At 47.0% G+C, this 24,135-nt stretch carries 24 protein-coding genes and 1 other RNA gene; 23 read left to right on the top strand and 2 right to left on the bottom strand.

All coding sequences use genetic code 11. The annotated features are described in order from the left end of the window. Window positions 1–736 precede the first annotated feature (736 nt). From QMD66_02885 to QMD66_02775, 23 genes are all read left to right on the top strand, one after another. Window positions 737–1,444, top strand: a complete 708-nt coding sequence (locus QMD66_02885) for a C4-type zinc ribbon domain-containing protein (protein MDI6821809.1) — start codon at window positions 737–739, stop codon at window positions 1,442–1,444. After that, window positions 1,441–1,866 carry a ribonuclease HI family protein gene (locus QMD66_02880; protein MDI6821808.1) on the top strand — a complete coding sequence of 142 codons (426 nt, stop codon included), beginning with the start codon at window positions 1,441–1,443 and terminating at the stop codon, window positions 1,864–1,866. The genes QMD66_02885 and QMD66_02880 overlap by 4 nt, the downstream gene beginning before the upstream one ends. A gap of 5 nt (window positions 1,867–1,871) precedes the next feature. After that, window positions 1,872–2,249, top strand: coding sequence for a 6-carboxytetrahydropterin synthase QueD (gene queD / locus QMD66_02875; protein MDI6821807.1), 378 nt, complete (start codon window positions 1,872–1,874; stop codon window positions 2,247–2,249). 351 nt (window positions 2,250–2,600) lie between these two features. Further along, window positions 2,601–2,960, top strand: coding sequence for an MTH938/NDUFAF3 family protein (locus tag QMD66_02870; GenBank protein MDI6821806.1), 360 nt, complete (start codon window positions 2,601–2,603; stop codon window positions 2,958–2,960). A 21-nt stretch (window positions 2,961–2,981) separates the two neighbouring features. Beyond that, window positions 2,982–4,082: an AmmeMemoRadiSam system radical SAM enzyme gene (amrS, locus tag QMD66_02865; GenBank protein ID MDI6821805.1), complete on the top strand. Its 1,101-nt coding sequence runs from the start codon at window positions 2,982–2,984 to the stop codon at window positions 4,080–4,082. Window positions 4,083–4,330: 248 nt separating this feature from the next. Beyond that, on the top strand, window positions 4,331–5,083 hold the full coding sequence (locus QMD66_02860; GenBank protein MDI6821804.1) for a hypothetical protein: 753 nt from the start codon (window positions 4,331–4,333) through the stop codon (window positions 5,081–5,083). A gap of 26 nt (window positions 5,084–5,109) precedes the next feature. Continuing rightward, window positions 5,110–5,865 (top strand): radical SAM protein, encoded by a 756-nt coding sequence (locus QMD66_02855; protein MDI6821803.1) that lies wholly within the window; start codon window positions 5,110–5,112, stop codon window positions 5,863–5,865. A gap of 94 nt (window positions 5,866–5,959) precedes the next feature. After that, window positions 5,960–6,364 carry a CBS domain-containing protein gene (locus QMD66_02850; GenBank protein MDI6821802.1) on the top strand — a complete coding sequence of 135 codons (405 nt, stop codon included), beginning with the start codon at window positions 5,960–5,962 and terminating at the stop codon, window positions 6,362–6,364. Window positions 6,365–6,489: 125 nt separating this feature from the next. Then, a complete protein-coding gene (locus QMD66_02845) occupies window positions 6,490–7,674 on the top strand; it encodes a radical SAM protein (GenBank protein MDI6821801.1) in 1,185 nt (394 codons plus the stop codon). Between the two features lie 178 nt (window positions 7,675–7,852). Then, an RNA gene (rnpB, locus tag QMD66_02840) (RNase P RNA component class A) lies at window positions 7,853–8,296 on the top strand. Between the two features lie 76 nt (window positions 8,297–8,372). Beyond that, complete coding sequence (locus QMD66_02835) at window positions 8,373–8,564, top strand: hypothetical protein (GenBank protein ID MDI6821800.1); 192 nt, start codon at window positions 8,373–8,375, stop codon at window positions 8,562–8,564. Window positions 8,565–8,635: 71 nt separating this feature from the next. Beyond that, complete coding sequence (locus QMD66_02830; protein MDI6821799.1) at window positions 8,636–8,872, top strand: TatA/E family twin arginine-targeting protein translocase; 237 nt, start codon at window positions 8,636–8,638, stop codon at window positions 8,870–8,872. A gap of 257 nt (window positions 8,873–9,129) precedes the next feature. Next, on the top strand, window positions 9,130–9,975 hold the full coding sequence (locus tag QMD66_02825; protein MDI6821798.1) for a cytochrome b/b6 domain-containing protein: 846 nt from the start codon (window positions 9,130–9,132) through the stop codon (window positions 9,973–9,975). Window positions 9,976–10,115: 140 nt separating this feature from the next. Next, window positions 10,116–10,892: a cytochrome c3 family protein gene (locus tag QMD66_02820; GenBank protein ID MDI6821797.1), complete on the top strand. Its 777-nt coding sequence runs from the start codon at window positions 10,116–10,118 to the stop codon at window positions 10,890–10,892. A gap of 73 nt (window positions 10,893–10,965) precedes the next feature. Further along, a complete protein-coding gene (locus QMD66_02815; protein MDI6821796.1) occupies window positions 10,966–12,522 on the top strand; it encodes a cytochrome c3 family protein in 1,557 nt (518 codons plus the stop codon). A gap of 137 nt (window positions 12,523–12,659) precedes the next feature. Next, window positions 12,660–13,463, top strand: a complete 804-nt coding sequence (locus tag QMD66_02810; GenBank protein MDI6821795.1) for a tetratricopeptide repeat protein — start codon at window positions 12,660–12,662, stop codon at window positions 13,461–13,463. A gap of 21 nt (window positions 13,464–13,484) precedes the next feature. Then, window positions 13,485–15,014, top strand: a complete 1,530-nt coding sequence (locus tag QMD66_02805) for a hypothetical protein (GenBank protein ID MDI6821794.1) — start codon at window positions 13,485–13,487, stop codon at window positions 15,012–15,014. A 601-nt stretch (window positions 15,015–15,615) separates the two neighbouring features. Continuing rightward, complete coding sequence (locus QMD66_02800) at window positions 15,616–17,190, top strand: cytochrome c3 family protein (protein ID MDI6821793.1); 1,575 nt, start codon at window positions 15,616–15,618, stop codon at window positions 17,188–17,190. A gap of 21 nt (window positions 17,191–17,211) precedes the next feature. Continuing rightward, window positions 17,212–17,799 (top strand): twin-arginine translocation signal domain-containing protein, encoded by a 588-nt coding sequence (locus tag QMD66_02795; GenBank protein MDI6821792.1) that lies wholly within the window; start codon window positions 17,212–17,214, stop codon window positions 17,797–17,799. Between the two features lie 48 nt (window positions 17,800–17,847). After that, on the top strand, window positions 17,848–20,649 hold the full coding sequence (locus tag QMD66_02790; GenBank protein ID MDI6821791.1) for a molybdopterin-dependent oxidoreductase: 2,802 nt from the start codon (window positions 17,848–17,850) through the stop codon (window positions 20,647–20,649). Between the two features lie 17 nt (window positions 20,650–20,666). Further along, window positions 20,667–21,518 (top strand): hypothetical protein, encoded by an 852-nt coding sequence (locus QMD66_02785; GenBank protein ID MDI6821790.1) that lies wholly within the window; start codon window positions 20,667–20,669, stop codon window positions 21,516–21,518. 550 nt (window positions 21,519–22,068) lie between these two features. After that, the gene (locus tag QMD66_02780; protein MDI6821789.1) at window positions 22,069–22,980 is read left to right on the top strand and encodes a DMT family transporter; all 912 of its coding nucleotides are present in this window, start codon (window positions 22,069–22,071) and stop codon (window positions 22,978–22,980) included. A gap of 70 nt (window positions 22,981–23,050) precedes the next feature. Continuing rightward, window positions 23,051–23,194 (top strand): hypothetical protein, encoded by a 144-nt coding sequence (locus QMD66_02775; protein ID MDI6821788.1) that lies wholly within the window; start codon window positions 23,051–23,053, stop codon window positions 23,192–23,194. 113 nt (window positions 23,195–23,307) lie between these two features. On the opposite strand, the gene QMD66_02770 is transcribed toward QMD66_02775, so the two are convergent. Both QMD66_02770 and QMD66_02765 read right to left on the bottom strand, forming a co-directional pair. Continuing rightward, window positions 23,308–23,694, bottom strand: coding sequence for a PIN domain nuclease (locus tag QMD66_02770; protein ID MDI6821787.1), 387 nt, complete (start codon window positions 23,692–23,694; stop codon window positions 23,308–23,310). Next, window positions 23,691–23,891 (bottom strand): type II toxin-antitoxin system VapB family antitoxin, encoded by a 201-nt coding sequence (locus tag QMD66_02765; protein MDI6821786.1) that lies wholly within the window; start codon window positions 23,889–23,891, stop codon window positions 23,691–23,693. The genes QMD66_02770 and QMD66_02765 overlap by 4 nt, the downstream gene beginning before the upstream one ends. Between the last annotated feature and the right edge of the window lie 244 nt (window positions 23,892–24,135).

The raw sequence follows: 24,135 nt of genomic DNA, 5'->3' as shown, positions 1-24,135 counted from the left end.
TGTCCTGCGTTTGTCAAAGGGCAAAGTGTTAACCTAACTCGTTAATAATACATTTGGACTATTAACAAGTCAACCTAACTCGTTAATAATACATTTTACATTGTCATTTTTCATTTTGAGTTTTAAATTTTGAATTTGAAGCTCCTGGTTTTAGATTTACCCGAACTCATGGGCGGAAGGTAAAGCCCCTTTCAACTTTTAAAGCCCCATTCAGCTTTTGACGATAAGCTGTATGGGGATGAAAATGGTTTGGTCGCATGAGAAAATCGGTGAAATTCTTATTCGCGCTAATCTCATCACGGAGGAGCAACTCAATCAAGCTCTGCAATCTCAGAAGGAGAGCGGGAAACCTCTGGGAAAAATTTTGGTTGACAACGGACTTATAACGAGGAGCAATTGGCAACAGTATGCGCTCTTTGCGCTTACGTCAAGGACCGGAAATCAGCGATCAGTATCCGGGCGAAATGATCCTCTAAAAAGACCCCATCATTTAAATTTACTGTAGCGCGGGGGCTCATCTCCATAACCAATTATCACCGCGTAGGTGATAAGTGGTAGGTGTCTGTTTATCGCATAGATAATTTTGTGTAGCGCGGCCTACGGCCGCAAAAATTTTGGGCTTGTTCCCCGCTAAGGGTGGAGATGAACCACCCTTTTCTTTTGACCAGATACCTTTGTGCTAATATTAAATCAATCAATTTTTGAAGTCTTTCCGCTAATTAGCAGGAATTGTGATATGAAAGAATTCGAATTTTTAGCCGAACTTCAAAGGATCGATTCCCGCATGGATGAGCTTGGAGAGAGGGAGGTGAATCTTCCCGAGAGGGAGAGATATAACGATTTAAAGAGAGAGTTACAGGTGGTGAAAGATATCCTTCCCGCGAAGCAAAAGCTGCTGATGGATGAGGAGAGGAAGCAAAAGAAGCTGGAAGGAGAGCTGGAATTATTATCTCTAAAGATAGAAGGGGAAGAAAAGAAGCTGTATAGCGGGGCGGTGAAGAGTCCTAAGGAACTTGCAAGCATTCAGCGGGAAGTGAACATGCTTCAAAGGCGGAGGGATGAGATGGAAACGGAATTATTGGAGCAGTTGGACGTGGTGGAGGCTCTTGCCTCAGAAGTCGATGAGCTCTCCTGGAGAGTCGCGAGTTTGGAGCAAACCACCAAGGAAGCGGAGGAAGCCTACCACAAAGTCGTGGATGAAATCAAAGGAGAGCTGGAGGAGCTCGATTCGAAGAGGAAGAAAATCGTTCTCCAAATCCCTCAAAATCTCCTTGCTCTATATGATGAAATACGAGGAGAAAAGCACGGTCTCGCCGTAGTGAGTATAGAAGAGGGAATTTGCCAAGGGTGTTATGTTGAGCTCCCCGCCGAAGAGGTGGATAAAATGTTACGTTCGGATAAATTATGGCTGTGTCCCCACTGCAGAAGGATATTGGTAAGATGAGAGGCAAAGGCAGGCGCAGGTTGATTTTGCACGTCGATGGGGCTGCACGTGGCAACCCTGGTCCTGCTGGAATTGGAGGAATCATCTTCGATGAACGGGGCTTAAAGCTCTGCGAGCTGAGTGAGTATATTGGAGAAACCACCAATAATGTTGCGGAATATTCAGCGCTCCTCCGAGCTTTAGAGCTTGCCCGCCCGTACGGGCGGGCGGAGTCCATACAGATTCATTCCGATAGCGAACTTTTAGTGCGGCAACTTGAGGGAACCTATAAGGTGAAAAATCCGACTTTAAAATCCCTCTTTGACAAGGCAAAATGCTTTTTAAGAGCGTACAAGAGGGTTGAAGTTTATCATGTTCCTAGGGAGGAAAATGCAGGGGCGGATAAGCTTGCGAACAAAGCAATTGACGAATATTTAAGGTGATTTAAATGTATGAGCTTTTAATCAAAACACATTTCGATGCGGCACATAGCTTGCGAGGTTATCCAGGCAATTGTGCGGGTCTTCATGGGCATACCTGGCGTGTGGAAGTTGTAATTGAGGGCGAGGAACTAAATGACATAGAATTACTTTACGATTTTAGGAAACTTAAATCTCAGGTGGATGAAGTTCTTTCAAAATTTGACCACAAGTATTTAAACGAAGTACACCCTTTCGATGAGCTCTCCCCCACTGGAGAAAATTTGACTCGATATCTTTTTGATCAACTTAAAGCAACATTTCCCGATGGAATACACTTGAAAAAGGTGAGTGTCTGGGAATCAGAGGATGCTTGCATTAGTTATGGGGAAAGTCATGGGTCCTGATATTTTTCTTTCAAACCCCCCAGTGGGTTTTCGAGACCCTGCCTCTATTAACCGTGGGGGGTTAAAAGTTGGTCCCAAGAAATCTCTAAGCGACTTACTCACTCTTCCATTCGTCCTCCTAGCATCCCCTGATAGTCTCTCGACTAGCTTGCCCTGGAGTCCTAATGGAATTGCTTTTCAGCCTCTATAGGACTTCTTGGGACCGAATCCATCCTATCTCAAAATTGAAGACGATGTCAAGAAAATTTGAAGAAAATTTATTAAAATTTCTTTTTAAAAATTACCCATTTTAGCTGCAGTTTTTTTCTTTCAACAGGATGAATTAAAATAGTCTTAGAAGGGGGCTTTGGGATGATAAAATTCGATTCCACTAGCTTCGGAGAGGTTATAATCGACGGGATAAGTTACGGCGATGTTCTAATAGCCGGAGGGAGGGTGACACCGAGGGATAGAAATTTACTTCGGAATGTTTTGGGCACAAGCCATGCCATAGGCGATTGGGAAGTGGAAAAGTTGTTGCGAGGCAATCCTCAGGCGATAATCATTGGGACGGGTCAATCTGGTCTTTTGAGGGTGAGCAATAAGGTGCGGGAGAGAGTTGAAAAGGCGGGGATAGAACTAATTGCACTTGAGACCCCAGAGGCGATTGAGGAGTTTAATAGACTTTCTAAAACTAAGAGGGTAAATGCTCTAATTCATACCACCTGTTGATGTTTAGAGGGAAGTGAGGAAGTGAGGAAGCCACCTCGACCCTCGTCCCTTGAGGACGAGATGCTTCAATATCCCACGGTGCGTGAAGCGAGACTTTACGAAAAGCTATCCGCTCAAAAAGTTAGATGCCATTTATGTGAAAGAAGGTGTTTGATCGCTCCCCGCGGGAAGGGTTTCTGCAAGACGAGAATGAATCTGGATGGGACCCTTTATACCTTGGTCTATGGAGATATAAGTGGGGCGGAGAGTAGACCGATAGAAATCAAGCCCTTTTTTCATTACTGGCCCGGGTCGACTGCTTTCACCTTCTCCACGTGGTCTTGCAATTTCCGCTGCCCATGGTGTCAAAACTTCTCCCTGTCAAGAGGGAAACCTCAATTAGCTTCGGCTCGCTACATTTCTCCTGAAACAATGGTGGAAATGGCTTTGAATCATGGAGATAAAGGAATATGCGTCAGTTTCAACGAACCCACTTTGCTCTTTGAATACTCTTGTGACGTATTCAAAATTTCCAGGGGGATGGGTCTATACAACTGCTACGTTTCCAATGGCTACTTGAGTTTGGAAGCGATGCATATGCTGTTTGAATCGGGCATGGATGCGATAAAAATCGATCTCAAAGGAGATGCCAGAGTTTACCGTGAATACTGCGGAAATCTCGATGTCGAAATCGTTTGGAGAAACGCCAAGGAAGCCAAGAAAATGGGACTCCATGTGGAAGTGGTGAATTTGGTGATCACGGGGGTAAACGATTCGCAGGAATGTCTGAGGTGGGTCATAGAAAGACATTTACGAGAGGTGGGAAGAGAGACCCCCCTCCACTTTACCCGGTATTATCCAGCGTACAAGTTTGATAATCCACCCACCAGTGTGAAAACTTTAGAAGCCGCTTACCAGATGGCCGTAAGGGCCGGTGTGCTCTTTCCCTATTTGGGTAATGTTGCAGGCCACAAGCATGAGGATACTTATTGCCCCAGTTGTGGGAAATTACTCATAAGAAGACTCGCTTACACGATTGTGGAGTACAAGATCACTGCGGACAAGAAGTGTTCCAATTGTGGTTGGCACATCCCAATTGTGGGAGAATACACCTCTGAGAGCATGATCTCCAAATCCACGTAGAAATCCAGATAGATTCCGTAGAAACAGACCTTTAGGTCTGTTAAATATGTAGGGGCGGGACTCCGTGCCCGCCCAAAACAAAATGTGGCGGACCCATACAGGCAAGTTGTCATTGCGAGGAACAAGGCGACGAAGCAATCTCAAGGTTACAATCAATAAACTCACGAGATTGCTCGCTTGCAATGACAGAAAGCAAATTTGTGTCAAATGTCAAGACCTGACCCCAGGAGGCAGGAGGTCTGACCCTAGTGAGCGATGTTATTGAGAAACTAATAAGGGAAGTAGGTGGGAGGTTTTCCAGTGTATTTAGGATAAATTTGGAGAGCAAGGATTCAGGGGAGATTTTTAAATGGTTTCTGGCTTCCATACTCTTTGGGACGCGAATTGGGGAAGGAATTGTCTTTAACACCTATCGGGAGTTTGAAAGAAGGAAAGTTTTAACCCCGGATGCCATTTTGGAAACGGGCTGGGATGGGCTGGTGCAAATTTTGGATGATGGAGGATACGTCCGCTACGACTTTAAGACGGCTACAAAACTTCTGGATATAGCGAAGATGCTCAATGAGAAGTATCAAGGCAATTTAAATATGCTGCATGAAAGGGCGAAAGATCCTCGATATCTTGAGAAAAGCTTAAGAGAATTTAAAGGCGTTGGACCGGTGACCATCGATATCTTCTTGCGTGAATTGAGGGAGATATGGGAGAAAGCCGACCCCTTACCGCAAGATTTAGCGATATTGGCTGCAAGAAATTTAGGTTTTACCAAATTTCTTGGCAAGGATGAAGCTGAGAGGGCAAGAATCCTTAGGTGTCTTAAAGGCACTTGGGAGGAGGCTAAGCTTTCTAAGTTCAAATTCTCGGATTTCGAAGCGGCTCTAGTAAGGTTGGGCAAGGATTATTGCCGCAAAGGGAAGCATGAAGAATGTCCAGCGAAAAAACATTGCAGGTATTGCAAGGGTCAGACCTCGAAACCCATCTTTACTAGGAAAGATAAATCGTAAATTCGAAATTTTATGGGAGCAGTGGGATGGAGGAATACCCGCGATATGTAACCAAAGGATTTAAGCCCTTTGATCCCCTGGAGCTTGCCAAAAGGACTGAGGGAATTGTAGGACACAATTCCTCTCGTAAATATACCGCTTTTTATTGCACTGGGGTTTACCGGGGAATATCCACGGCTTACACCGTGGGGTGTTGCCTGAGATGTGTTTTTTGTTGGGTTAGCTTCTCCAGGGATTTTCCTGAGGAATATGGTGAGTTTTATACTCCAGAGGAAGTTTTCGAAAACTTGGTCTCAAATGCCAGAAAGAGCAAGGTTAAAAGCTTAAGGATTTCCGGGGGAGAACCCACCCTGTGTCGAACACATCTGCTTAAGGTTTTGGATTTAGTGACCTCCGTCGATTTTCTGTTTATCCTCGAAAGTAATGGGATACTTCTGGGTCATGATCCCAGTTATGCAAAGGCTTTGAAGAAATATCCCAACATCTATGTGAGGATATCCCTTAAAGCGGGAACGGCGGAAGGGTTTCAGAGAAGGACCGGAGCAATCGGCGATTACTACAAGCTCCCCTTTCAAGCGATTAAAAATCTTAAGCGAGCCGGCGTGAGTTTCCATGTAGCTAGTATGAGCGATCCGAGACTTATGCCCATCTCAGAGCGCAGGGAGATGTTTAAAAACTTGAGGGATGTGGATTATTGGGATTATTTAGAGGAGGAAACCTGCGATCCCTACGATACTTCCCTCATAAGATTAGAGAAAGCGGGATTCGATATTTGGAAATAAATTCGACCCTCGGCACTCGTCCCTCGATACCAATAGGATGATATGCAGGGGAAAATGAGTGTCGAGAAACGAGCAGCGAAAGGAGGGGTTATAAATGTGGCTTGGGGATATGATGACTAGGAGGGTGGTATCCATCGGTCCCGATTCACCGGTGATTGAGGCTGCTAAGAGGATGGGTGAAGAGAATGTGGGATGTCTTATAGTTCTTGAAGATGGAAAGCTCGTTGGGATGCTCACGGATCGCGATATCGCAACGAGGGTGGTCGGAGAGGGTGTAGACCCCAAGGATTGCAAAGTAAGGGATTGCATGACCAGGGAAATTGTCACTGCCATTCCTCAAACGGACATTCTAGACGCGGCTAAGCTCATGACCAAATATGAGGTGAGGCGTTTGCCGATAGTTGATGGTCAAAGGGTTGTGGGCATAGTCAGCATAGCCGATATCGCAGCTTATGCTGAGAGTATTTTGGGAGAAGTTTCCAAATCTAGGAAAAGATAAAGATATAAACTTGGTCGAAGGACGGGGGTCGAATGTTGAAACCCAAAATCCGCAACTCGAAACGCAGGAATGAAGGACGAATTCCTATGGGATATAGATGCGCACATGAGAGAATTCCTTCTCAAGTGAAGGTAGAATTTGGAGCTAGGACTTTAACTTTTGATGTCATAAAAGAGCCAGTTCCTCACATCGTGGTGGAGGGTTCCAGGAAGGAATTACATGGTTGGTGGCCTGGGAAGAGGGAGTGCACCGCTGAAAGAATGCTCGTAAATCCGTATAATGGCTGTACTCACAATTGCCTCTTTTGTTATGCCCACGCTTTCTGGGGATACTTTCAAGTTTTCCGCAGGTATCATGTAGTCAGTGTTTTTAAGGATTTTGCCGGGAATGTTGCACGCCAACTCGATGGTCTTAATATAGCCAGCACCGGATATCTCAGTCCCGTTACTGATCCCTTTCAGCCCATAAATGAGAAGTATCGCCTCTCTGAAAAGGTTATAAAGGTCTTCACAGAGCGTAACATCCCCATAGAATTCATCACCAAGGGAGCGGTTAGTGATGAAGTCATTGATCTAATTCGAAGACAAAGTCATTCCTTTGGGCAGGTGAGTATATTAACCATTGATGAGGATTTAAGAAGGCGTTTGGTGCCAGGGGGCGCAACCACCGATCAGCTATTCGATAACCTGAAAAGGCTGGCTGAATCCGGCGTCTACGTAGTTTGCAGAATGGATCCCATCATCCCTCTCATCACAGATGATGAAGAGAACCTGTCCCAACTCGTTTCTCGATCAGCTTCCGCCGGTGCTAAGCATATCGTCACCAGTTGTATGGATATCCCGTGGAAGATAAAGAAAGAAATCGTGGAGGAACTATCGGCAATCAATCCGAAGGTTAGGGGAGAATATCCTCGGTTGTATACGGAGGAAATCGATGGTTATTTAAATGCCGGCATAAACTATCGGAGAGAGCTGTTTTCCAAGGTCGGGGAGTTGTGCAGTGAGCACGGTCTAACCTTTGCTTTATGCATGGAATATCAATTGGTGGATGGAAGACCCATTGGTTTGAATAAAGATTTTATGACCTCTGTGAACTGTGAGGGGATCGATATCCCGATTTACATCCGGAAGGGAGAAAAATTTGAACCGGCGACAAATTGTTCAGGAGCCTGTCTTACATGTGTTGAAGCGAGATGCGGCATAGATGATTTAGCCATGGGGAGGGAGGAAAGTAGGAAAGACTGGAGGCTTGAAGACTATAAAAGATGGAGCAAACAAATCCTTGGGCAAATGCAAGAAAAACTGTTCTAAAACCGATATTTGGAGGGAGAAGTCTAGAGAGGAAAATACAAAGTTACAGAGATTCGATCGTTTGGCGAAAGACTCCCTGACAATTTGCAGAAGGATAAGGAGGACTCTAGACTCATCCCTCATCCCCTTCAAATATCCAGGTTGACTTTGGGCAGGTCATCTGATAAATTTAAGTGGGGAAGTAGACCGGGTGGTCGCCCCCATAGTTGGTAGTGAGGAGTCGGTAGTTGGGAGCGAAAAAGCATAAATGTCTAACTCCCGACTACCAACTAACAAAACTTCAACTAATGGGGGAGGAAAGTCCGGGCTCCACAGGGTAGGGTGCTGGGTAACGCCCAGGTCCCATGAGGGATGGAAAGTGCCACAGAAAAGAAAACTGTCATTTGGTCTGGGTCTGACCCCGAATCCAAATGGCAAAAGCTGAAACGGTGGTGTAAAAGACCACCAGTCCCGAGGTGAATCGGGAGCTTGGTAAACCCCACTCGGAGCAAGGTCAAATAGGAGAGGATGTGGTGGCCCGCCACGTTGGACTCTCGGGTAGACCGCTTGAGCTCGATGGCAACATCGGGTCTAGATAGATGACCATCCTCGACAGAACCCGGCTTATAGGTCTACTTTCCCTTTGATAGTTGCCAGTGCTATAGGGTGCTATAATTAGTTATAGGCATTTTCTTGCCGGAGTTTAGGAGGTACAGCCGATGAGGCGTAGATTTCATAGATTCTGCGAGTTTGGTTTCGGATTTCCCTATTTTGGTTTTTACTTCCATGCACCACGACATTTCCCGGGCAAAGAGGAATATTTGCGTGCCCTTGAGGATTATAAGAGAGAATTGGAGGAAGAATTAAAGGAAGTGGAAAAAGATATCGAGGAATTAAAGAAAGAAACTTAAAATTAAATTTCATTGATGCAGGTAGAAGTAGGTGGGGAGGTCTGACCCCGGATTAATCAAGGAGGTTTGAAGTGTTTGGATTAGGTGTCCCGGAACTTATAGTTATTATGATCATTGCTTTGATCATCTTTGGTCCGAGCAAGCTGCCCGATATAGCCAAGGCTATTGGTAGAGCAATAAGGGAATTTCAGAAAGCATCACAGGATCTTGAGAAACAGGTTAAGAAAGAATTTCATGAGGTAGAAGAGATAAAAAAAGATTTTAAAAAGGTAGCCGAAGAGATAAAGACGATAGAGCCCAAGAATTGAAGAGCGTGGAGTATCCCATCAACGAATCCACCAAGATTTAGGGTAACATAGTCGGCTTTTGCCCGACTATGTATTTTAAACATGTCTTTTATCAGTGGGGAAGAAGGATTTTATGCTCTTATGGCGAATATTTTAGGCTGCAAAAAATTTTATTTTAATGACAGAACCTTTCGGAATTTAAGTTGTTATATTAAAATAATAAGAGAAAAAATTCACAAGTCTTTTCCAATCAATAATTGGGAATAAATGATTAGGAGGTGTTAAAAATTTCAAAATATTTACCCGAAATCAATGTTTGGCTGGATGTAATTTGGTTTGCTCTACTTTTAATCATGTTCCTTTTCTGGTATGTAATTCACTTCGCTGGGAATTGGCTGACGGGTAGAGCCTACAAAAGATTCGTTAAATGGGAATGGCCACCCCATGAAGAGGTAATTCCCCCTACACCAAAAATCATGCACGGCATCCATGTAGTGGGGATGATCTGTCTCGCACTTTCCGGATTGTATATCCGCTTTCCCTTCGTTTACGGACTGCGGGATGCCATGAGATATCTGCACTACACTTGTGGGGTGATAGTCACCATCAATTTCGTCTCCCGTGTGGTTTACGCATTCAATGTGGACAAGAATGAATTCATCCTCAGGTGGCATGAGATCAAAGCCATGCCCGCCGTTCTCATGTACTATCTCTTTATCAAATCCGAGAAACCCCATCTCGCCAAGTACAATCCTTTGCAGAAGATGACCTATTTAATTCTATTCCCAATACCATTGGCCTTCATGGTCTACACCGGATTTGCGATGTTATTCCCCACTCCTTTGCTTTTCTGGGCCACACCCTTTGTGGGAGAGGCCACGGCTCTCGCTTGGACGAGGGTTATTCATTATTGCCTGTGTATGTTGCTCATAATGTTTACCTTGATTCATGTCTATCTCTCGGTCACTGAGGGCTTGACTAGTTTCCTGGATTTCTTCGGTATAGTGCCCATAACCCATGTAGAACATGTACCCCACGCGGAGCATGGGCATATGGAAGGTCACTTAAAGGGACACGAGATAAAGGGGCATGAGATAAAAAGTGAACATCACGAGGTTGAGTAGAGAGGAGTGAAAATTTGAAAGAGAAATTTTCTTGCAACGGTTATAAGTTTATTTTCGTTCTGTTATCTTTACTCATAGTGACCGTATTTTGTACCTCTTGTACACCAGCACGAAAAACAGCTCTGCAAATGGTGGTTACGTTGAAGGAGCCCGAGGCAAAATTACCCGCCGCTGAGGCTCCCATACCTTTTACTCTGGGTGTGAGGGGTCGCTCTGGTTGTTTGGTATGCCACTCTGATAAACATCTTGCAAAGATCGTTGATGGCAAAAGGATTTCCTTATATGTCAGTCCCGCGGAGTTTGAAAAATCTCCCCATAGGGATATTCTTTGCACGAGCTGTCACCGCGATTTTACTTACGAAGTTCATCCTGTTCCTACAGCTGAAGAATATCAACGAGTGGCTGGCTTGGCGTGTATAAGATGTCATGATAAGCAGTACAAAGTTTATAGGGAGAGCATTCATGGGAAACTTGCTTTGGCGGGAGATCCGAAGAAGGGAGCAACCTGCGGTGAGTGTCACGGATCACACGACATCCGCAGTTTGAGGGTGGAGGAACAGCGATTAAAGTTCCGTGCTGGATGCAAGGAGTCTTGCGGTGGGTGTCATAAGGATGGTTACGAGAGTTACAATGACTACTACCATGGGAGAGCCTATAAGGTGGGAGCAGTTGATGCTCCAACCTGTTGGGATTGCCATGGTGCCCACGATGTTCAGCCAACTGAATCGGATGTAGCGAAGGTATCTGGGAAGAATATCGCTAAGACCTGTGGAATATGTCACAAGGGATCAAATGAAAGCTTTGCGGGCTACGCTCGGATGATTCATAAGGATACCGAGGTTAGAGAGCAAAATCTGGTGTTAAAGATAATTTATGCTGTTATCTCTTTTGCCAAGCGTGCATTCATTGGAGAATAGCAGAGCTATGTCGAGGCACGAAGGGGAATATTAGAATATTATTGGATTTGGAGCAAGGGAGGTCCTTGATATCTTGAGGATAATTTCAAAGCACTTTAAAATTTTGGCTTTTATAGCATTTTTGGCCTCCTTGAGCATATTAGTGGCATTTTTTGTGATTTTTCCAGCTTGGAGTCAGGTCCCAACCGTAGTTCCATTGATGGATACCAGCTCCCCAGTTTATGCATCCAAGTGTACTCCCTGTCATCGTGATTTCGATGCCTTTAAGAATCCAAATATAATTTTCAAGCACGCCTATCATCTCCTTGTGGAATGCCAAGGCTGCCACATTGAGTTTCCACATCAGCCTTGGAAAACGATCAAGTCCACCATGGAATCGTGCTATAGTTGCCATGGTCTTCGACATTCTCGTCGAGGTCTAATAGGCAAGAAGGACTGCCGCGTTTGCCATCCAGGGTGGTTCAATTTAGTACCCGCATTTCATACACCCCAGTGGCGGGCATCGACCCATAAGAATGAACCCAACTTTCGCCGTTGCATGATGTGCCATAGTGCAAGTTCTTGTGAGGGATGTCACGCTAAAAGGGGTATCCGTCCTCTTCCAGCTGAAACTTATACCTACGAGACCATCTTGCCTGAACCAGCGGTGACAAGGGGTTATGAAATTCAACTTGGTTTACCCATAACCTCTGCCAAATGTGCTCCTTGCCATCGCGATCTGGATGCGTTTAAGAATCCCGCTTTAATCTTCGATCACGATGTGCACCTTGAAAGGGCAATTAGATGTGAGGTTTGCCATTCGCAATTTCCCCATCTTCCCGATGTAACCCTTCGACCACCCATGGACTCATGTTATAACTGCCACAGCCTTCGCCATAGCAAGCAGGGATTGGTGGCCCCCGAGGAATGCGGTGTTTGCCATCCAAGGGAATTCAATTTGGTCCCAATCACACATACCATTGGATTTCGCACCAAGACGCATAAGGATGATGCCAAAACAAACATGGATTCCTGTCTCATGTGCCACGATGTCAATTTCTGCAACGCCTGTCACACTGCGAAGGGCGTGAAACCCTTGGATCACACCGAAAAACCAGAGGTCTGGCGAACTGAGCACGGCAAACAGAAGGCTGGTGTCGAGGGATGTGTGGTCTGTCACAGACAGAAATATTGCGATGATTGCCATAGGACCCCAATTCCTCATTCCCTCGCGTGGATGGGTGTGCATAAAGATGCTCCTCCCGATGCCATCGGGAACTGTAGAATGTGCCATAAAGAACGAGAATTTTGTCAAGAGTGCCATCACACCACGGTAGCCAAAGCCATACTAATTCGAGATAACTGCACCAAGTGTCATCCAGAGTACAGGGTACCGTTCTTGGAAGTCAGGAGATTGCCAATACCACCCGATAAGCGGAAGGCGTTCATGGTACACATAGCCCATTGCGAGATGACCCAAACTGAGCCCTTTAGGTGCCCGGAGTGCCATGAGAGGAAGTACCCAAAGGGTACAGGATGCTTCAGCTTTGAGCTCTGTTATTCTTGCCACGGCAAGGTGAGGTTGGGCAAACTCATAGCCAAATGGGGCGGAACTGAGCTCTGCTACAAGTGCCACCTCGGTCCCCGATAACCGGGGTCAGACCTCGAAACCCCATTTTACCAGGAGTAATGAATCATAAATTCAAAATTTTATTGGGATTAGATGGATGTAGTGGCGGGTCTCGTGCCTGCCCACTTATAGTTTACAGTTTTGAAAGGAGATACCATATGAGACCTGCAATTCCTATACGGAAATTTGCCAGGCTATTTATCCCGGGGGAGCGATGGTTGGATAGAGCTATCTGGGTGATGGTGGCGCTCATCCTCATTACCGCAGCCGTCTTCGGGGCTTTTTATCTTGCCTCTCGATATCGCATGGCTAAAAAGACAGTGGTATACGAAGGGGGTGAAAAGTTAGCCGAGCAGGTTCGCAAAAATCCACTGGATATAGAAGCTCGGGTGGCACTGGGACGGAGTTATTTGGCCAGAGGTTTGTATGATAAAGCCATTGATCAGTTCAAGGAGGCTTTGAAGATGGATGAGGAGCATCAGGGGGCAATCGTTTTTATGGGCATCGCCTATATGGGAAAGGGCGATTATGATAAAGCCCTAAAGCAGTTTGAAACGGAGATTAGACTCTACGAAAAAGCGGGATTTGCCAAGGAGAACAGATGGCTTGAGCAAGCTTATTACAACAAGGGAGTAATTCTCTTTAAACAGAAAAAGTACGACGATGCTGTGATCTATGTGAGAAAGGCTTTGGGGATCAGGCGAACCGATGCTGATAGCCACTTCTTTTTGGGTAGAATCTTTTTAGAGAAGGGTGCTTATGACGACGCCATCACCGAATTTCGGCAGTGTTTGAGATTCGATCCAAAATTCGCCGATGCCCATTATGGTATGGGTCTCGCTTACGAGAAAAAGGAGCTGAAGGACGAAGCCATCGCTGCATATAAAAAGGCTATAGAAGTTGCCAAAGAGGAAGGACAAGATTTCAAAGAAGCTAAACGAGCCCTAAATAGAATCCAGTAATGCAGGATGCAGGTGAAGTAATTGGCGGAAGAAGCTGCTGCTGAAGCGCGGGAACCGCGGGAGTTAACTCCAGAAGAGAGAAGACGGCGGAGAAAGAAGATCATATTATTAATTATTCTTCTCCTCCTCTTGGCTGCCCTCATTTTTGCCCTGGTTTATTATCTTTTAACCAGAGAGGCTCCAATTCCCAGAGTCGTTGCTCCCGAGGAGAGGGTAGTTCCTCCCCCCAAGTTCCTTTTTCTCTTCGATGGAACCCCAAAGGCTCCCATGAAAAAGCCCGTTGGAGTCGCCGTTCACCCCAAGACTAAAAGGGTCTATGTTGCTGACACGTACAATAGTCGCATTTCCGTGTTTACCAGAAAGGGAACGTATCTTTTCTCCTTCAGCGAGGTGGGGGAGGAAGGCAAGCTCAAGAAACCCCTTTACATAGCCTTCGATAAGCGCGGCGATGTCTACGTCACCGATAGAAGGCTTGAGGGAATTTACATTTTCACCCCAAGGGGTGAATTCATAAGGAAATACATCCCCAATAACGATCCAAAATTTGACTGGCAACCCACGGCTTTAACCTTCGATCGAAAAGGCAATCTCTATGTGACTGATATTCAAAAGATCCATAGGGTTTTGGTCTTCGACCCTTATGGGTTTTTGAAGCTTGAATTTGGAACCACGGGACAGGCTTTGAGGGAAGGGGAAAAACCGGGAGAATTCGCCTTCCCGAATGGCATCGTCGTGGATAAAACCGGCAAGATTTTCGTGGCTGATAGCAACAATCGACGCATACAGGTTTTCAGCCCCAAGGGCAAATTCTTGTATTTCATCACCACGGGAGGATTACCTCGCGGAATAGACATTGGTTACAAAAACCGCATCCATGTGGTCGATGTTATGGCTCACAATGTTCTTGTCCTCACTAGAAAGGGGACACCCCTTTGTGCCTTCGGTGAGTTAGGGATAGAAATTGGGCAATTTTATTTCCCACAGAGTCTCGATACCATGGGACGCTGGATTTATGTGACGGACTATGGAAATAGCAGGGTTGAGGTATGGGCCTGGCCCATTGAGGTCGCCGTTCCCATCAAGCCACCACCATTTAAATTCCCCTGGTGCTGTCTGCTTCCACTGTTGCTGTTGCCACTGTGGTGGTTGCTTAGAAGAAGAAAGTTCCCCACCCGCGAGGACTTCTTGGAGAAAATCGTGGAGAATCGCAAACTCGATTTGATACAAAGGAGGATAAGAAAGGTCTACGTGGTCGAAAGTACTTATGAGAGGTTCAAGGATTATCGGCAAGAGCTGCCCGCTGGTAGGGGTGAAATCAAGATGGAGGATGTCTTAAGGGTAGGGAAATATAATGTGGACCTGGCTAAGAGCTTTGAGGAACGCTTCAAACACGATGAAGAATCGGCAGCTCTTCTGGCTATGGCCAGGGGAGGACTATTTAGATCTCGCATATTAGCGGAGCATGAGCCCCTTCGCGAAGCCGCCAAGGAGCTCGGAATCGAGCATCTCAACTACGAAGAATTCATCGAGAAGTACGAGAAGAAGAAATAGAAATTACCTTTATTTTGCTAATTTTAGCAACAATCTATTGAACGGCGCCAAAAATTTTAAAAAAATTTTAATTTTTTAGAAGGAATTTTCACAAAGTTGTCGAATCACAAATTTAAAGAGGGGAATTCAAAGGGGAAGAATAAGGAATAGGATTCTCATTTAATCTATTACTAAAGGTCGTTGATATTTTGATAACTATTGCCCTCTAAGCTTTAGCAGGAGGGAGGGGATAAAAGAATGAAATGATGCTGTCTAGGGGTCTAGATAGCATTTTTATTTTCAAAATCCAATATAATCCTACCTCACTGCAAATGGTATGTAACTCGCAAAGGATTTATTCTAACAATATCTTCCCAGTCTAATAGTTTATTCCCACTAAACTCCCACCAATAATCTACCTTGTCATTGCTGAACCAACTACTAATTGTCATTGCGAACGGAGTGAAGCAATCTCAATATAGATGTAACTAATTTTCTAACGTCATTTATTTTATGAAAAGATGGAGGTGAATGAATTTTGCAAAATTTTTTGAGAGTAAAGGAGGGAAGTAAAGGTGCGAATAACTCGAGAAATGAGTGCTAAGAAGGAGGTGACCAGACGATGAGGAAATTCAGTCTACTCCTTGCAATCGTGGTAGCAATTTTCCTCTGCACCGGTTCAGTAGCATATGCAAACTTCGCTATCCACGGTGGATATGTAGCAGATACAGATGCTTGTGCTGGTTGCCATAGAGCACACACCGCTACCAGTGGCATAACCTGGCTCGAGCGGGGAATCACAGGGGAAATCACACCGCGTGGACCAGGTGAAGCCTTGCTTGTTGGTCCCGCAACTCTCCTCTTTGAATTCTGCTACGTCTGCCATGGTTCCGCTGCCCCCGGTGCTGCCACAGATGTCGAATCGGGAATGTTTGACAGCGTATCCCCGGGAGGTGCAACGGATTCGGTGATAAATGCAGCACTAAATGGTGGTGGCTTCAGCTCCTTCAGAGGAAATGCCACAACCTCCTTCCACATGTACAATGGAGCTTCCTGGCCCGCCTGGGGTGAAAGTGGAGCCGGCACGATCATCGGACCACCGAATGCCATCATGATGGATTGTGGTTCCTGCCACGACCCTCACGGTTCGACGAACTACAGAATCTTGAAGGATATCGTCAACGCCCACGAAGTCGGTAGATGGTCACAGGACTTCGTGACAGCCATAGACCCCGATCCTCTACCATATGTGATTTCCAGTGAAACTGGATATCCATTGAAGGGCACAATCGATCCCGTGTTTGGAACACCACAACCCACTCATGGATTCCGTCTCCACAGGCAGTATCCGGATTACAGACCGAACTACACCACGGCAAGATACGGTCGGGGAGAACATCCAGTGGGTACTGGTCCAGCCTATGAGAGGGGCATGAGCGGTTGGTGCATCGCCTGTCACGAGAACTACATGACCAAGATAGGTGTGACCACCGATGATCTAATCGATGCTGGACTGCCTCAGGTATCCGTGGTAAGTAGCCTCACGGTGGATATCGATGGTGCTGTAACCACTATCCCCGTTGCCGATGCCTCGAACTTTGAGGATCCAAATGGTAATTACACGGCATACATCGGCATCGAGAGTGAGATAATTGGCTACACCAATAGAGATGCCAACAGTTTCTACAACTGCACCAGGGGAGCTCTTGGTACCATTCCCGCAGCACATGCCGCTGACACCAATGTGTATCAAGCCTACGATGCCGGCGACGGCTACGGACCAATGGTCAGACACCGTCACCCCATGAATGTGCCGTTCACGGTGTGGCAGAACACCAAGTACAATCCAACCTGGGTTGCTGGAGATAGAGCTTTGATCCTTGAGCCCAGCGATTGGCAGGCTTGGAATCCAGCCGTACCCTATGTGGATATCCCAGTCGACCACGATCCCACAGAGGCAGGAGTGTGGGAAAACAATGTCGATGACTGGATTGAGTGCTTGACCTGCCACAGGGCACACGGTACCGATGCACGGATGTTGGGCTTCGCCAATGCATCTCTTTCACCCGGAACCGTTGCGGGAAGACCAACGATGCTTCCGAATTACTCACTGCAAACCGGCGTGAACCCCGCCATGGATTCTGCTCTCTTGAGAGCCGACAACCGTGGTGTGTGTGAACGCTGCCATAACAAATAAGGTGAAAGGAGGGAAGATTAGATGGCTAGAAAGAAAAAGGACAAAAGAAGCGGCATAACCAGAAGAGATTTCTTCAAGTACACTGCTGCCGCTGGTGCCACTGGTACCTTGGTTGACTGGACCCTAGTCGGACCCTCAGTGGCGCAGGCTCAAGTGGCGAGTACTGTCTTAAGCTCCTGCCAGTACTGCTCCGTCGATTGCGGCTTGAAAATCTCCGTCGATGGCGCTGGAAACGTTGTGGATATCTACGGCGATGAGGACCACGTGATCAGCAGAGGAGCCCTGTGCAGCAAGGGTTCGGCGAGCATCCAGCTGGTGAACAACCCCAACCGAATTGGTGTTCCCGGTGGCACAAGACCCCCGGGATGCAACACGGATGGTCCTTGGAAGAAGACTGGTGACACTTGGTCCGATATTTCCTGGGACACCGCACTAACTGAGATAGCTAACGCATTCGCGCCATATTCCAAAAATTATACTCCTGGTGGCGATCCCACGCAGATAGGTCTTGCCGGAGGTACTCCCTGCAACAATGAGGAAGGCTACCTCTTCCGCAAGGTATTCTCACTCATGGGTTGCAACAGCACGGACAACTCCGCCCGTATATGACACTCTACCACCGTGGTCGGTCTCGGCCGCACGTTTGGTAGAGGATCGATGACCAATCATTATACGGATTTCAAGAACGCCAAAGTGTTCCTGGTCTTCAGCAACCCCGCTGAGAATCACCCATCGAGCATGCAGTGGATAAATGAGGCAAGAGCAAATGGTGCCAAGCTCATCGTCGTCGAGCCCAGGAAGACCAGGTTAGCTGGCATGGCGGATTGCTTTGTGCGCATCAGACCAGGAACTGACAACGCTATCATCAATGGTCTGGTGAAGCGGGTCATTGATATGATTGAAGCTGGAACCCTAGGCAGTAGCTACCTGACAGCTACAGTAGATAGGGAATTCTGGGCTGATGACGGTAGCGGACCTCCTCCTAACTATGCGAAGAAGACTGTTACCGGTTGGCCTAAGCATACTGATGCCTGGTTCAAGCTGGTCAAGCTGAGTGAGAATCGTATGGACTATGAGCGCGAGACTCTCGATATGGGTGGAGGATGGTTTGTCCGCAATGTGCCAAAGAGAGTAACCTTAAGTGATAAAGGCTCTGTCTTCCAGTATCTCAAGAGCAGGGTGGCTGCCTACGATCCGGAAACGGTCGCAGATATCTGTGGTTGTAGCGTTCTCGATTTCGAGAGACTCGCCAATATGTACATCAACAACAGCTGGGCGAAGACCGAGAAACCTTACGGAGACTCTGACTACAAGGTGGGTACCATCCTCTACGCCATGGGTACCACCCAGCACTCCTGCGGTTCCCAGAACATCCGCAACTGCGCCATCCTGCAATTACTCCTGGGCAACATGGGTAAGTACGGCGGCGGAGTGAACGCCCTTCGTGGTTGGAACAATGTCCAGGGTCTTTGTGACATATGCGTTCTTACCAATCTGCTGCCCGGTTACATCGGGGCACCAACGACGGGAACGGGATATGGTGCATTCCTGAACAAGCTCTTCGGGAACCCCGTCAATGCGGATGGCAGCCTTCCACCTGGCTCAAGCTATGGATTGCAACAGCTTGGCTACATCAACATGCTCAACTACTGGTTCGCCGACGGAAGATATGATCCCGTGGTGGATGTGGCAACTCTCGAGAGTCTCCATGACAACTACATGTGTTCATCGAAGGGGTATACCCTCCTGGAGATGCTCAAGAAAGCAAAGGAGGGTCATGTCAAAGCCTTAATCGTCTGGGCTCAGAACCCAGCGGTTCAGGTGGCAAACACCAACCTGGCAAGGGATGGTCTCAAAGAATTGGATACCCTGGTGGTAATGGACATGTTCTTTACCGAGACCGCCGACTGCGAGAGAAAGACGAATGGTGTCACTTACCTCTTGCCCTGCGCCTCCTTCGCGGAGAGATGTGGCTCGGTTACCAACAGCGGTCACTGGATCACCTGGAGGTATCAGGCAATACCACCAAAGGGTCATTGCAGAACTGACTTTCAGATCATCCTGGATATTGCCAAGAAACTGGATGATGAGGGTGCCTTTAATGCAGTTCCGTTGCTAACAGGATATGAGAACCGCTACGATATGCTCTTCACCAGTCAGTACGGCTATGATGGCAGTAATTGGAGCAACAACGATTATAAGAAGACCCTGAAGGACGATGGAGAAAGCGGGTACTGCGAGAGAGTGTACAAGCAGATGTGTAAACCCTTGTCCTATCACGAAACGGCTGTTGGTGCCAATTACGGCGGTGGAACCGTCTGGATCTACTCCAGAGCCGGTGGTAAGCAACCACCGGGTACAGGAATAGGTACAACACTTGGTGGTTGGGAACCTGGAGCAAGAGATACAGTTGAAAATGATCTAACTGACTTCGATGTAGCGACTGGGCGATATGAGAACCGCTCCCAGGCTCGCGACACCACCACGGATCCTATAGGCACCGCTCTCTATCCCGGATTCGCCCATTCCTGGCTCCTGAACAGGAGAATCTTCTACAACAATGATGCAGCTCCGGGAGATGTCGGCGATGTCTTCGTGGCACCCGACGTGGTGGCGAGGATATTCGTCCACCACACCAGCGATACTCCACCAACTCCAGTCGATTACAGCTACGTCTACAGGGCATACACCAAGCTGGCGGAGGATGATGGAAGAACTCCCAAGCACTGGGAGCCCTGGGAGAGCCCACGTTTGGACTTGAGGGCGCAATATCCACCCGTTGGAGTTGATCCCGTAGATCCAGCTGACTGGGCGGATACACCCGTTGAGGTGGCGGAGTTCCCATTGGTTCTCATCACCTTCCGCCAGACCGAGCATTGGCACAGCGGACAGATAAGCAGGAATCTCCCCTGGTTATCTGAGTTGGTACCCAAGCCCGTCGTCCAGATCAACTCCGCCGATGCCGCTGACTACGGCATCGTCTCCGGCGACAATGTGGAAATCATCTCCATGAGGACCGCCGTTAAAACCAGCCTAAAGGCGCCTGCAGTTGCTGGCACAGATGTTCTCACCGTCGCTTCCACTGCTGGTTTTGCAGCTTGGGATGAAATCCTGATCAACGCCGGTGCTTCAAATCAGGAGAAAAAGATAATTTTAAGCGTAGATGAGACAACTCTTACTCTGACCACAGACCTCGCTTTCGATCACGGCGTGGACGAATCGGTGCTTGATCTGGATCGAGGCTTGGTTGGACCCTTCGTCGCCGAAGTGGGCACTGGTCTGCAGTCCAACCAGAGGGTTGGAAAGGGCACCGTAGCCGTACCAATTCACTGGGCTGAGAGGGGAGCTAACTCATCCACCGCGGTCGCCAACATGCTCACCATCAACGCCCTCGATGCTAATGCAAAGATGCCCGAGACTAAGGTTTGTCTGTGCAGGATAAAGAAGAAGAAGCTGTAAAGGAGGTGGGATGAGAGATGGCATTTGCGGTAATTCAACTGATTGATAGATGTGTCAAGTGTCGAGCCTGTATGGTTGCCTGCCAGCGCAACTGGGGTCTGGACGATAGCGGATCGCCACCGGACCTAAATGCCACCGGTGTGGCGGAGAGAATAGAATCCGACGATGTTACGGTGGTGAAATCCCAAGTGGCTGTGGATAATCCACCCTTCATCAAGTACAATTGCTGGCACTGCCCAGATCCGCCCTGTGTGAAGCAGTGCCCCAGGGGCGCCATCACGAAGATGGCTGACGGTTCCGTCCACATCAAGCAATTTCCACGCCCGGGTTATCCTTCAGATACGCAGTATTGTGACCCCTTAGATATCAGATGCACTTTCCAATGTGCAACGCAGTGTGCCCGAGGTGGATATCCCAAGATCAGTCGGGGCGATGGCCTCAACCTCAAGGCGTATAAATGCGACCTGTGCTGGGGTATCCGCGATGGAAAAAACGGTTTTGAAGACGCTTTGCAATCTAGACGAGTCCCAGGCGATGCGAGCATGTGGGTTGGCACCTACACGGGTCAGCGGGTGACCGCTTGCGTGCAGGCTTGCCCCAACAGGGCACTTCTTATGGGCGATGCAGCTGATGTAGCACGCCTGGCGGCAACTTACCCATATCATCAAGGAGATGGCAGCTTCTACTGGGCTAGCAGGTTACCCTTCGGTCCTCCCACCACCGATCCTTACATTGAGGATCATGCGGTTCCCATGTTCCAGAAGCTTCTGGCTAGTCCTGCGGGCAAGCTGTTAGTCGTACCAACGCTCATAGTGAGTGGGATCTACGGATTGTACCAGAGACGCTTGGCTCTAAGCACCAAGAAATAAGCGTAGCAACAGGTCTTTAGACCTGTAAAGAAAAAGGGGGTCGACATTCCCAGAGGGGCTATGTCGACCCCCTCATTATTTAAAATAGTAGTAAGAGATTCTTTGAACGGGTCGTTGCGGTGATTTTGAGCTATTTATTTGCGATTTAGTTGCCGCTGAAATCGTTTATGTCTTGGAAAACGTCTATAATGCGGGGTCAGACCTCCTCACATAGCTTTACCTGCTGATTCATTTTCTTATTTTTAATTGATGAGCAACTCTCAACTAGCGACCTTCGATTAGCTCAAAGCTCTTGTAGCGCGGGAGCTTGGTTTCATTCTTCCCGCTTTCAAGTCCCCCTCTCCCCGCTGTATACTTTTGGCAAATTCGGAGTCCATTTGATGTACATTTTAGGTGAGCGACCTTGCATCCCACATCCCATATCCTGTATCATGCATCCTGTATCCTCTTTCTGGGAGCTCGGAGCTCGGAGCTAACAGACCTAAAGGTCTGTTTCTACATTTGAGGAGGGATTCGTCTGAAAACTAGAGACCTCGCAAAAGCCATTGCCTTGCTAACAGCTTTCATCTTCACTTGGGCGCTTTCCTTCCTATTAACCATCATCGGACTCGATTCCATCCCCAAGGCAACCTTCATTGCCTCAAGATTCTTCATAGCCACCATCTTTCTTCTGGCACTAATCGGTAGCAGTCGCCTATCTCAACGTGAATTTATCAAAAATATCCGATCGCTCATGGTTGATCGCTCATCGCTGATCAACTTTTTAAGCGCCAGTTTCGCTGGAGTAACCCTTGCTCAACTTTTCCAAGTCATCGAGAGGTACTCATACGCTCCACCGGCTTCCGATGTTTGCTTTTTACTCAATACCGCTCCCATTTTTATCTTCATTTTTTCCTTCTTTCTCCTCTACGAGAAGATCAATTTTGGGGAGATAGTTGGTGCCTCCGCATCCCTTTTGGGTATGATCTGCATAGTGGCGAATTGGGAAAGACCAAGTACCTTTTCTCCTTTCACCAGGTTTTCTAATCTTGAGATTTGGATCCTTCTCGCAGCAATCCTTTGGGCGATATTTACTGTCATGGGGAAGAGGATCATCGCCAAATACGACCCTCTGACTGCAACCACCGTGACCATCGTCTTGGGGACAATTCCCTTGATCCCTTTTGCCTTGTACAGGGAAGGAACGGCTTTTTTGAGGATTCCCACGGGTGGTTGGATGCTCATCTTGATTCTCGGTGTGGTCTGCTCGGCTATTTCTTATCTGTTGTGGTATCAGGCTTTAAGTTTGGTTGAGGCATCAAAGGTTGGTTCTTTCCTGTTTATCACACCCGTATTTCTCACCTTCCTAATAGAGATTGAGAAGAGAATCGGCTTATGGGGCATCTGCCCGATGGTCATGACCCCGGTGATTGTGGGATCAATCCTGGTGCTCGTGGGAGTCTTCATAATCTGGCTCGGCTAACCCCCAAGCCCCAAGCCCAAAGCTCAAAGCCCCAAGCCCAAAGCAGGAGGTTGAAAGAACTAAGGAGCTAATGAGGAGCTATCCAGAATTGAGCGCAAGAGGCGCAGTTCACGCCGCCGTTGTTATTACTCATCAACTCGATGGCATAGTAAGCACCGATAAAGTTTTCGATAAACTCAGTGAAATCAAAAGAATCGACCCATCCTATAGATGACAGTAGAAATTAAATCGATAAGTAGAAACAGGTCTTTAGACCTGTTGAAAAGATATTTTCAAGGATGAAGCATGAAGAGAGAATCATCGGTTTTTCCCATGTGGGATCGGGCTTCAATCATAAAGCGTCAGTTTTCTATGCTGGGATACCAAATAAAAGTACTGGTCCATTGTGAAAAGAGGAGTTTTGTTTTGAATTGCTGTAGCCGCGATTGTGGCATCAAGAGTGGGTATGGTTATTCCCTTTGCTCTTAAGTCTCGATAAATTTCTGCGGCTAAGATGTGAGTATTTTTATCCGTTTTTATAAAGGGAAGTTTGGTCAGCCTTTCTTTGACCTTAACGTAGTCTTTTTTGTCTTTCACTCCTTGAAGAACTTCCTGTAGGATTATGCCACAGATACAAACTTGATTGCTCTCTCTTATAAGAAATTCTAATTTTTCTACCTGTTCTGTTCGCCCCAGGAAAAAGTCTATCCAGACGGAAGTATCGACCAAAATCAAAATCGGTCTCTCCTCATCTCCTCTAAATTACCTTCCCACTTTACTTTCCCCTTGAGCTCTAAAATTTTTTCAATCTCCTTTTGACGAACCAATCTTTCCAAGGCATAATTAACGATGTCAACTTTTTTGGTCATCTTAGTGAGTTTCTTAGCTTTTTCAAGCAATTCATCTTTGATATCGATTACCGTTCGAGACATTTGTTTGCCCCCTCTTTTTGATATTGATTTTACACAGATAGGATATAAAAAGTCAAGTAATTTTATATCAATTTCTACATTTTGCTAATCGATCGCTGTGAGCAGGATTTTTTAAGTCTCTGTCGAATTAAACTCATATAAAGCTGGCTGTTAAGAAGAGAGCTTAAGGCGGAATCCACATGGGGGGAATTCTGGGGAGGGGTATTCCCCCCTACTCTCTTCTCTACCGTCTCAAAGAGGGTAA

The sequence above is a fragment of the Actinomycetota bacterium genome (assembly GCA_030018275.1).
GTDB lineage: Bacteria > Actinomycetota > Aquicultoria > Subteraquimicrobiales > Subteraquimicrobiaceae > Subteraquimicrobium.
This window is presented reverse-complemented; position numbering and strand designations above follow the sequence as displayed.

Bases quoted from the DNA above. Each gene is read 5' to 3' on its own strand.
- QMD66_02765 (MDI6821786.1), bottom strand. From the start codon at position 23,891: ATGTCTCGAACGGTAATCGATATCAAAGATGAATTGCTTGAAAAAGCT.
- QMD66_02855 (MDI6821803.1), top strand. From the start codon at position 5,110: ATGGAGGAATACCCGCGATATGTAACCAAAGGATTTAAGCCCTTTGAT.
- QMD66_02790 (MDI6821791.1), top strand. From the start codon at position 17,848: ATGACCAATCATTATACGGATTTCAAGAACGCCAAAGTGTTCCTGGTC.
- queD (MDI6821807.1), top strand. From the start codon at position 1,872: ATGTATGAGCTTTTAATCAAAACACATTTCGATGCGGCACATAGCTTG.
- QMD66_02795 (MDI6821792.1), top strand. From the start codon at position 17,212: ATGGCTAGAAAGAAAAAGGACAAAAGAAGCGGCATAACCAGAAGAGAT.
- QMD66_02885 (MDI6821809.1), top strand. From the start codon at position 737: ATGAAAGAATTCGAATTTTTAGCCGAACTTCAAAGGATCGATTCCCGC.
- QMD66_02785 (MDI6821790.1), top strand. From the start codon at position 20,667: ATGGCATTTGCGGTAATTCAACTGATTGATAGATGTGTCAAGTGTCGA.
- QMD66_02810 (MDI6821795.1), top strand. From the start codon at position 12,660: ATGAGACCTGCAATTCCTATACGGAAATTTGCCAGGCTATTTATCCCG.
- QMD66_02870 (MDI6821806.1), top strand. From the start codon at position 2,601: ATGATAAAATTCGATTCCACTAGCTTCGGAGAGGTTATAATCGACGGG.
- QMD66_02775 (MDI6821788.1), top strand. From the start codon at position 23,051: ATGAGGAGCTATCCAGAATTGAGCGCAAGAGGCGCAGTTCACGCCGCC.
- QMD66_02880 (MDI6821808.1), top strand. From the start codon at position 1,441: ATGAGAGGCAAAGGCAGGCGCAGGTTGATTTTGCACGTCGATGGGGCT.
- QMD66_02850 (MDI6821802.1), top strand. From the start codon at position 5,960: ATGTGGCTTGGGGATATGATGACTAGGAGGGTGGTATCCATCGGTCCC.
- QMD66_02800 (MDI6821793.1), top strand. From the start codon at position 15,616: ATGAGGAAATTCAGTCTACTCCTTGCAATCGTGGTAGCAATTTTCCTC.
- QMD66_02835 (MDI6821800.1), top strand. From the start codon at position 8,373: ATGAGGCGTAGATTTCATAGATTCTGCGAGTTTGGTTTCGGATTTCCC.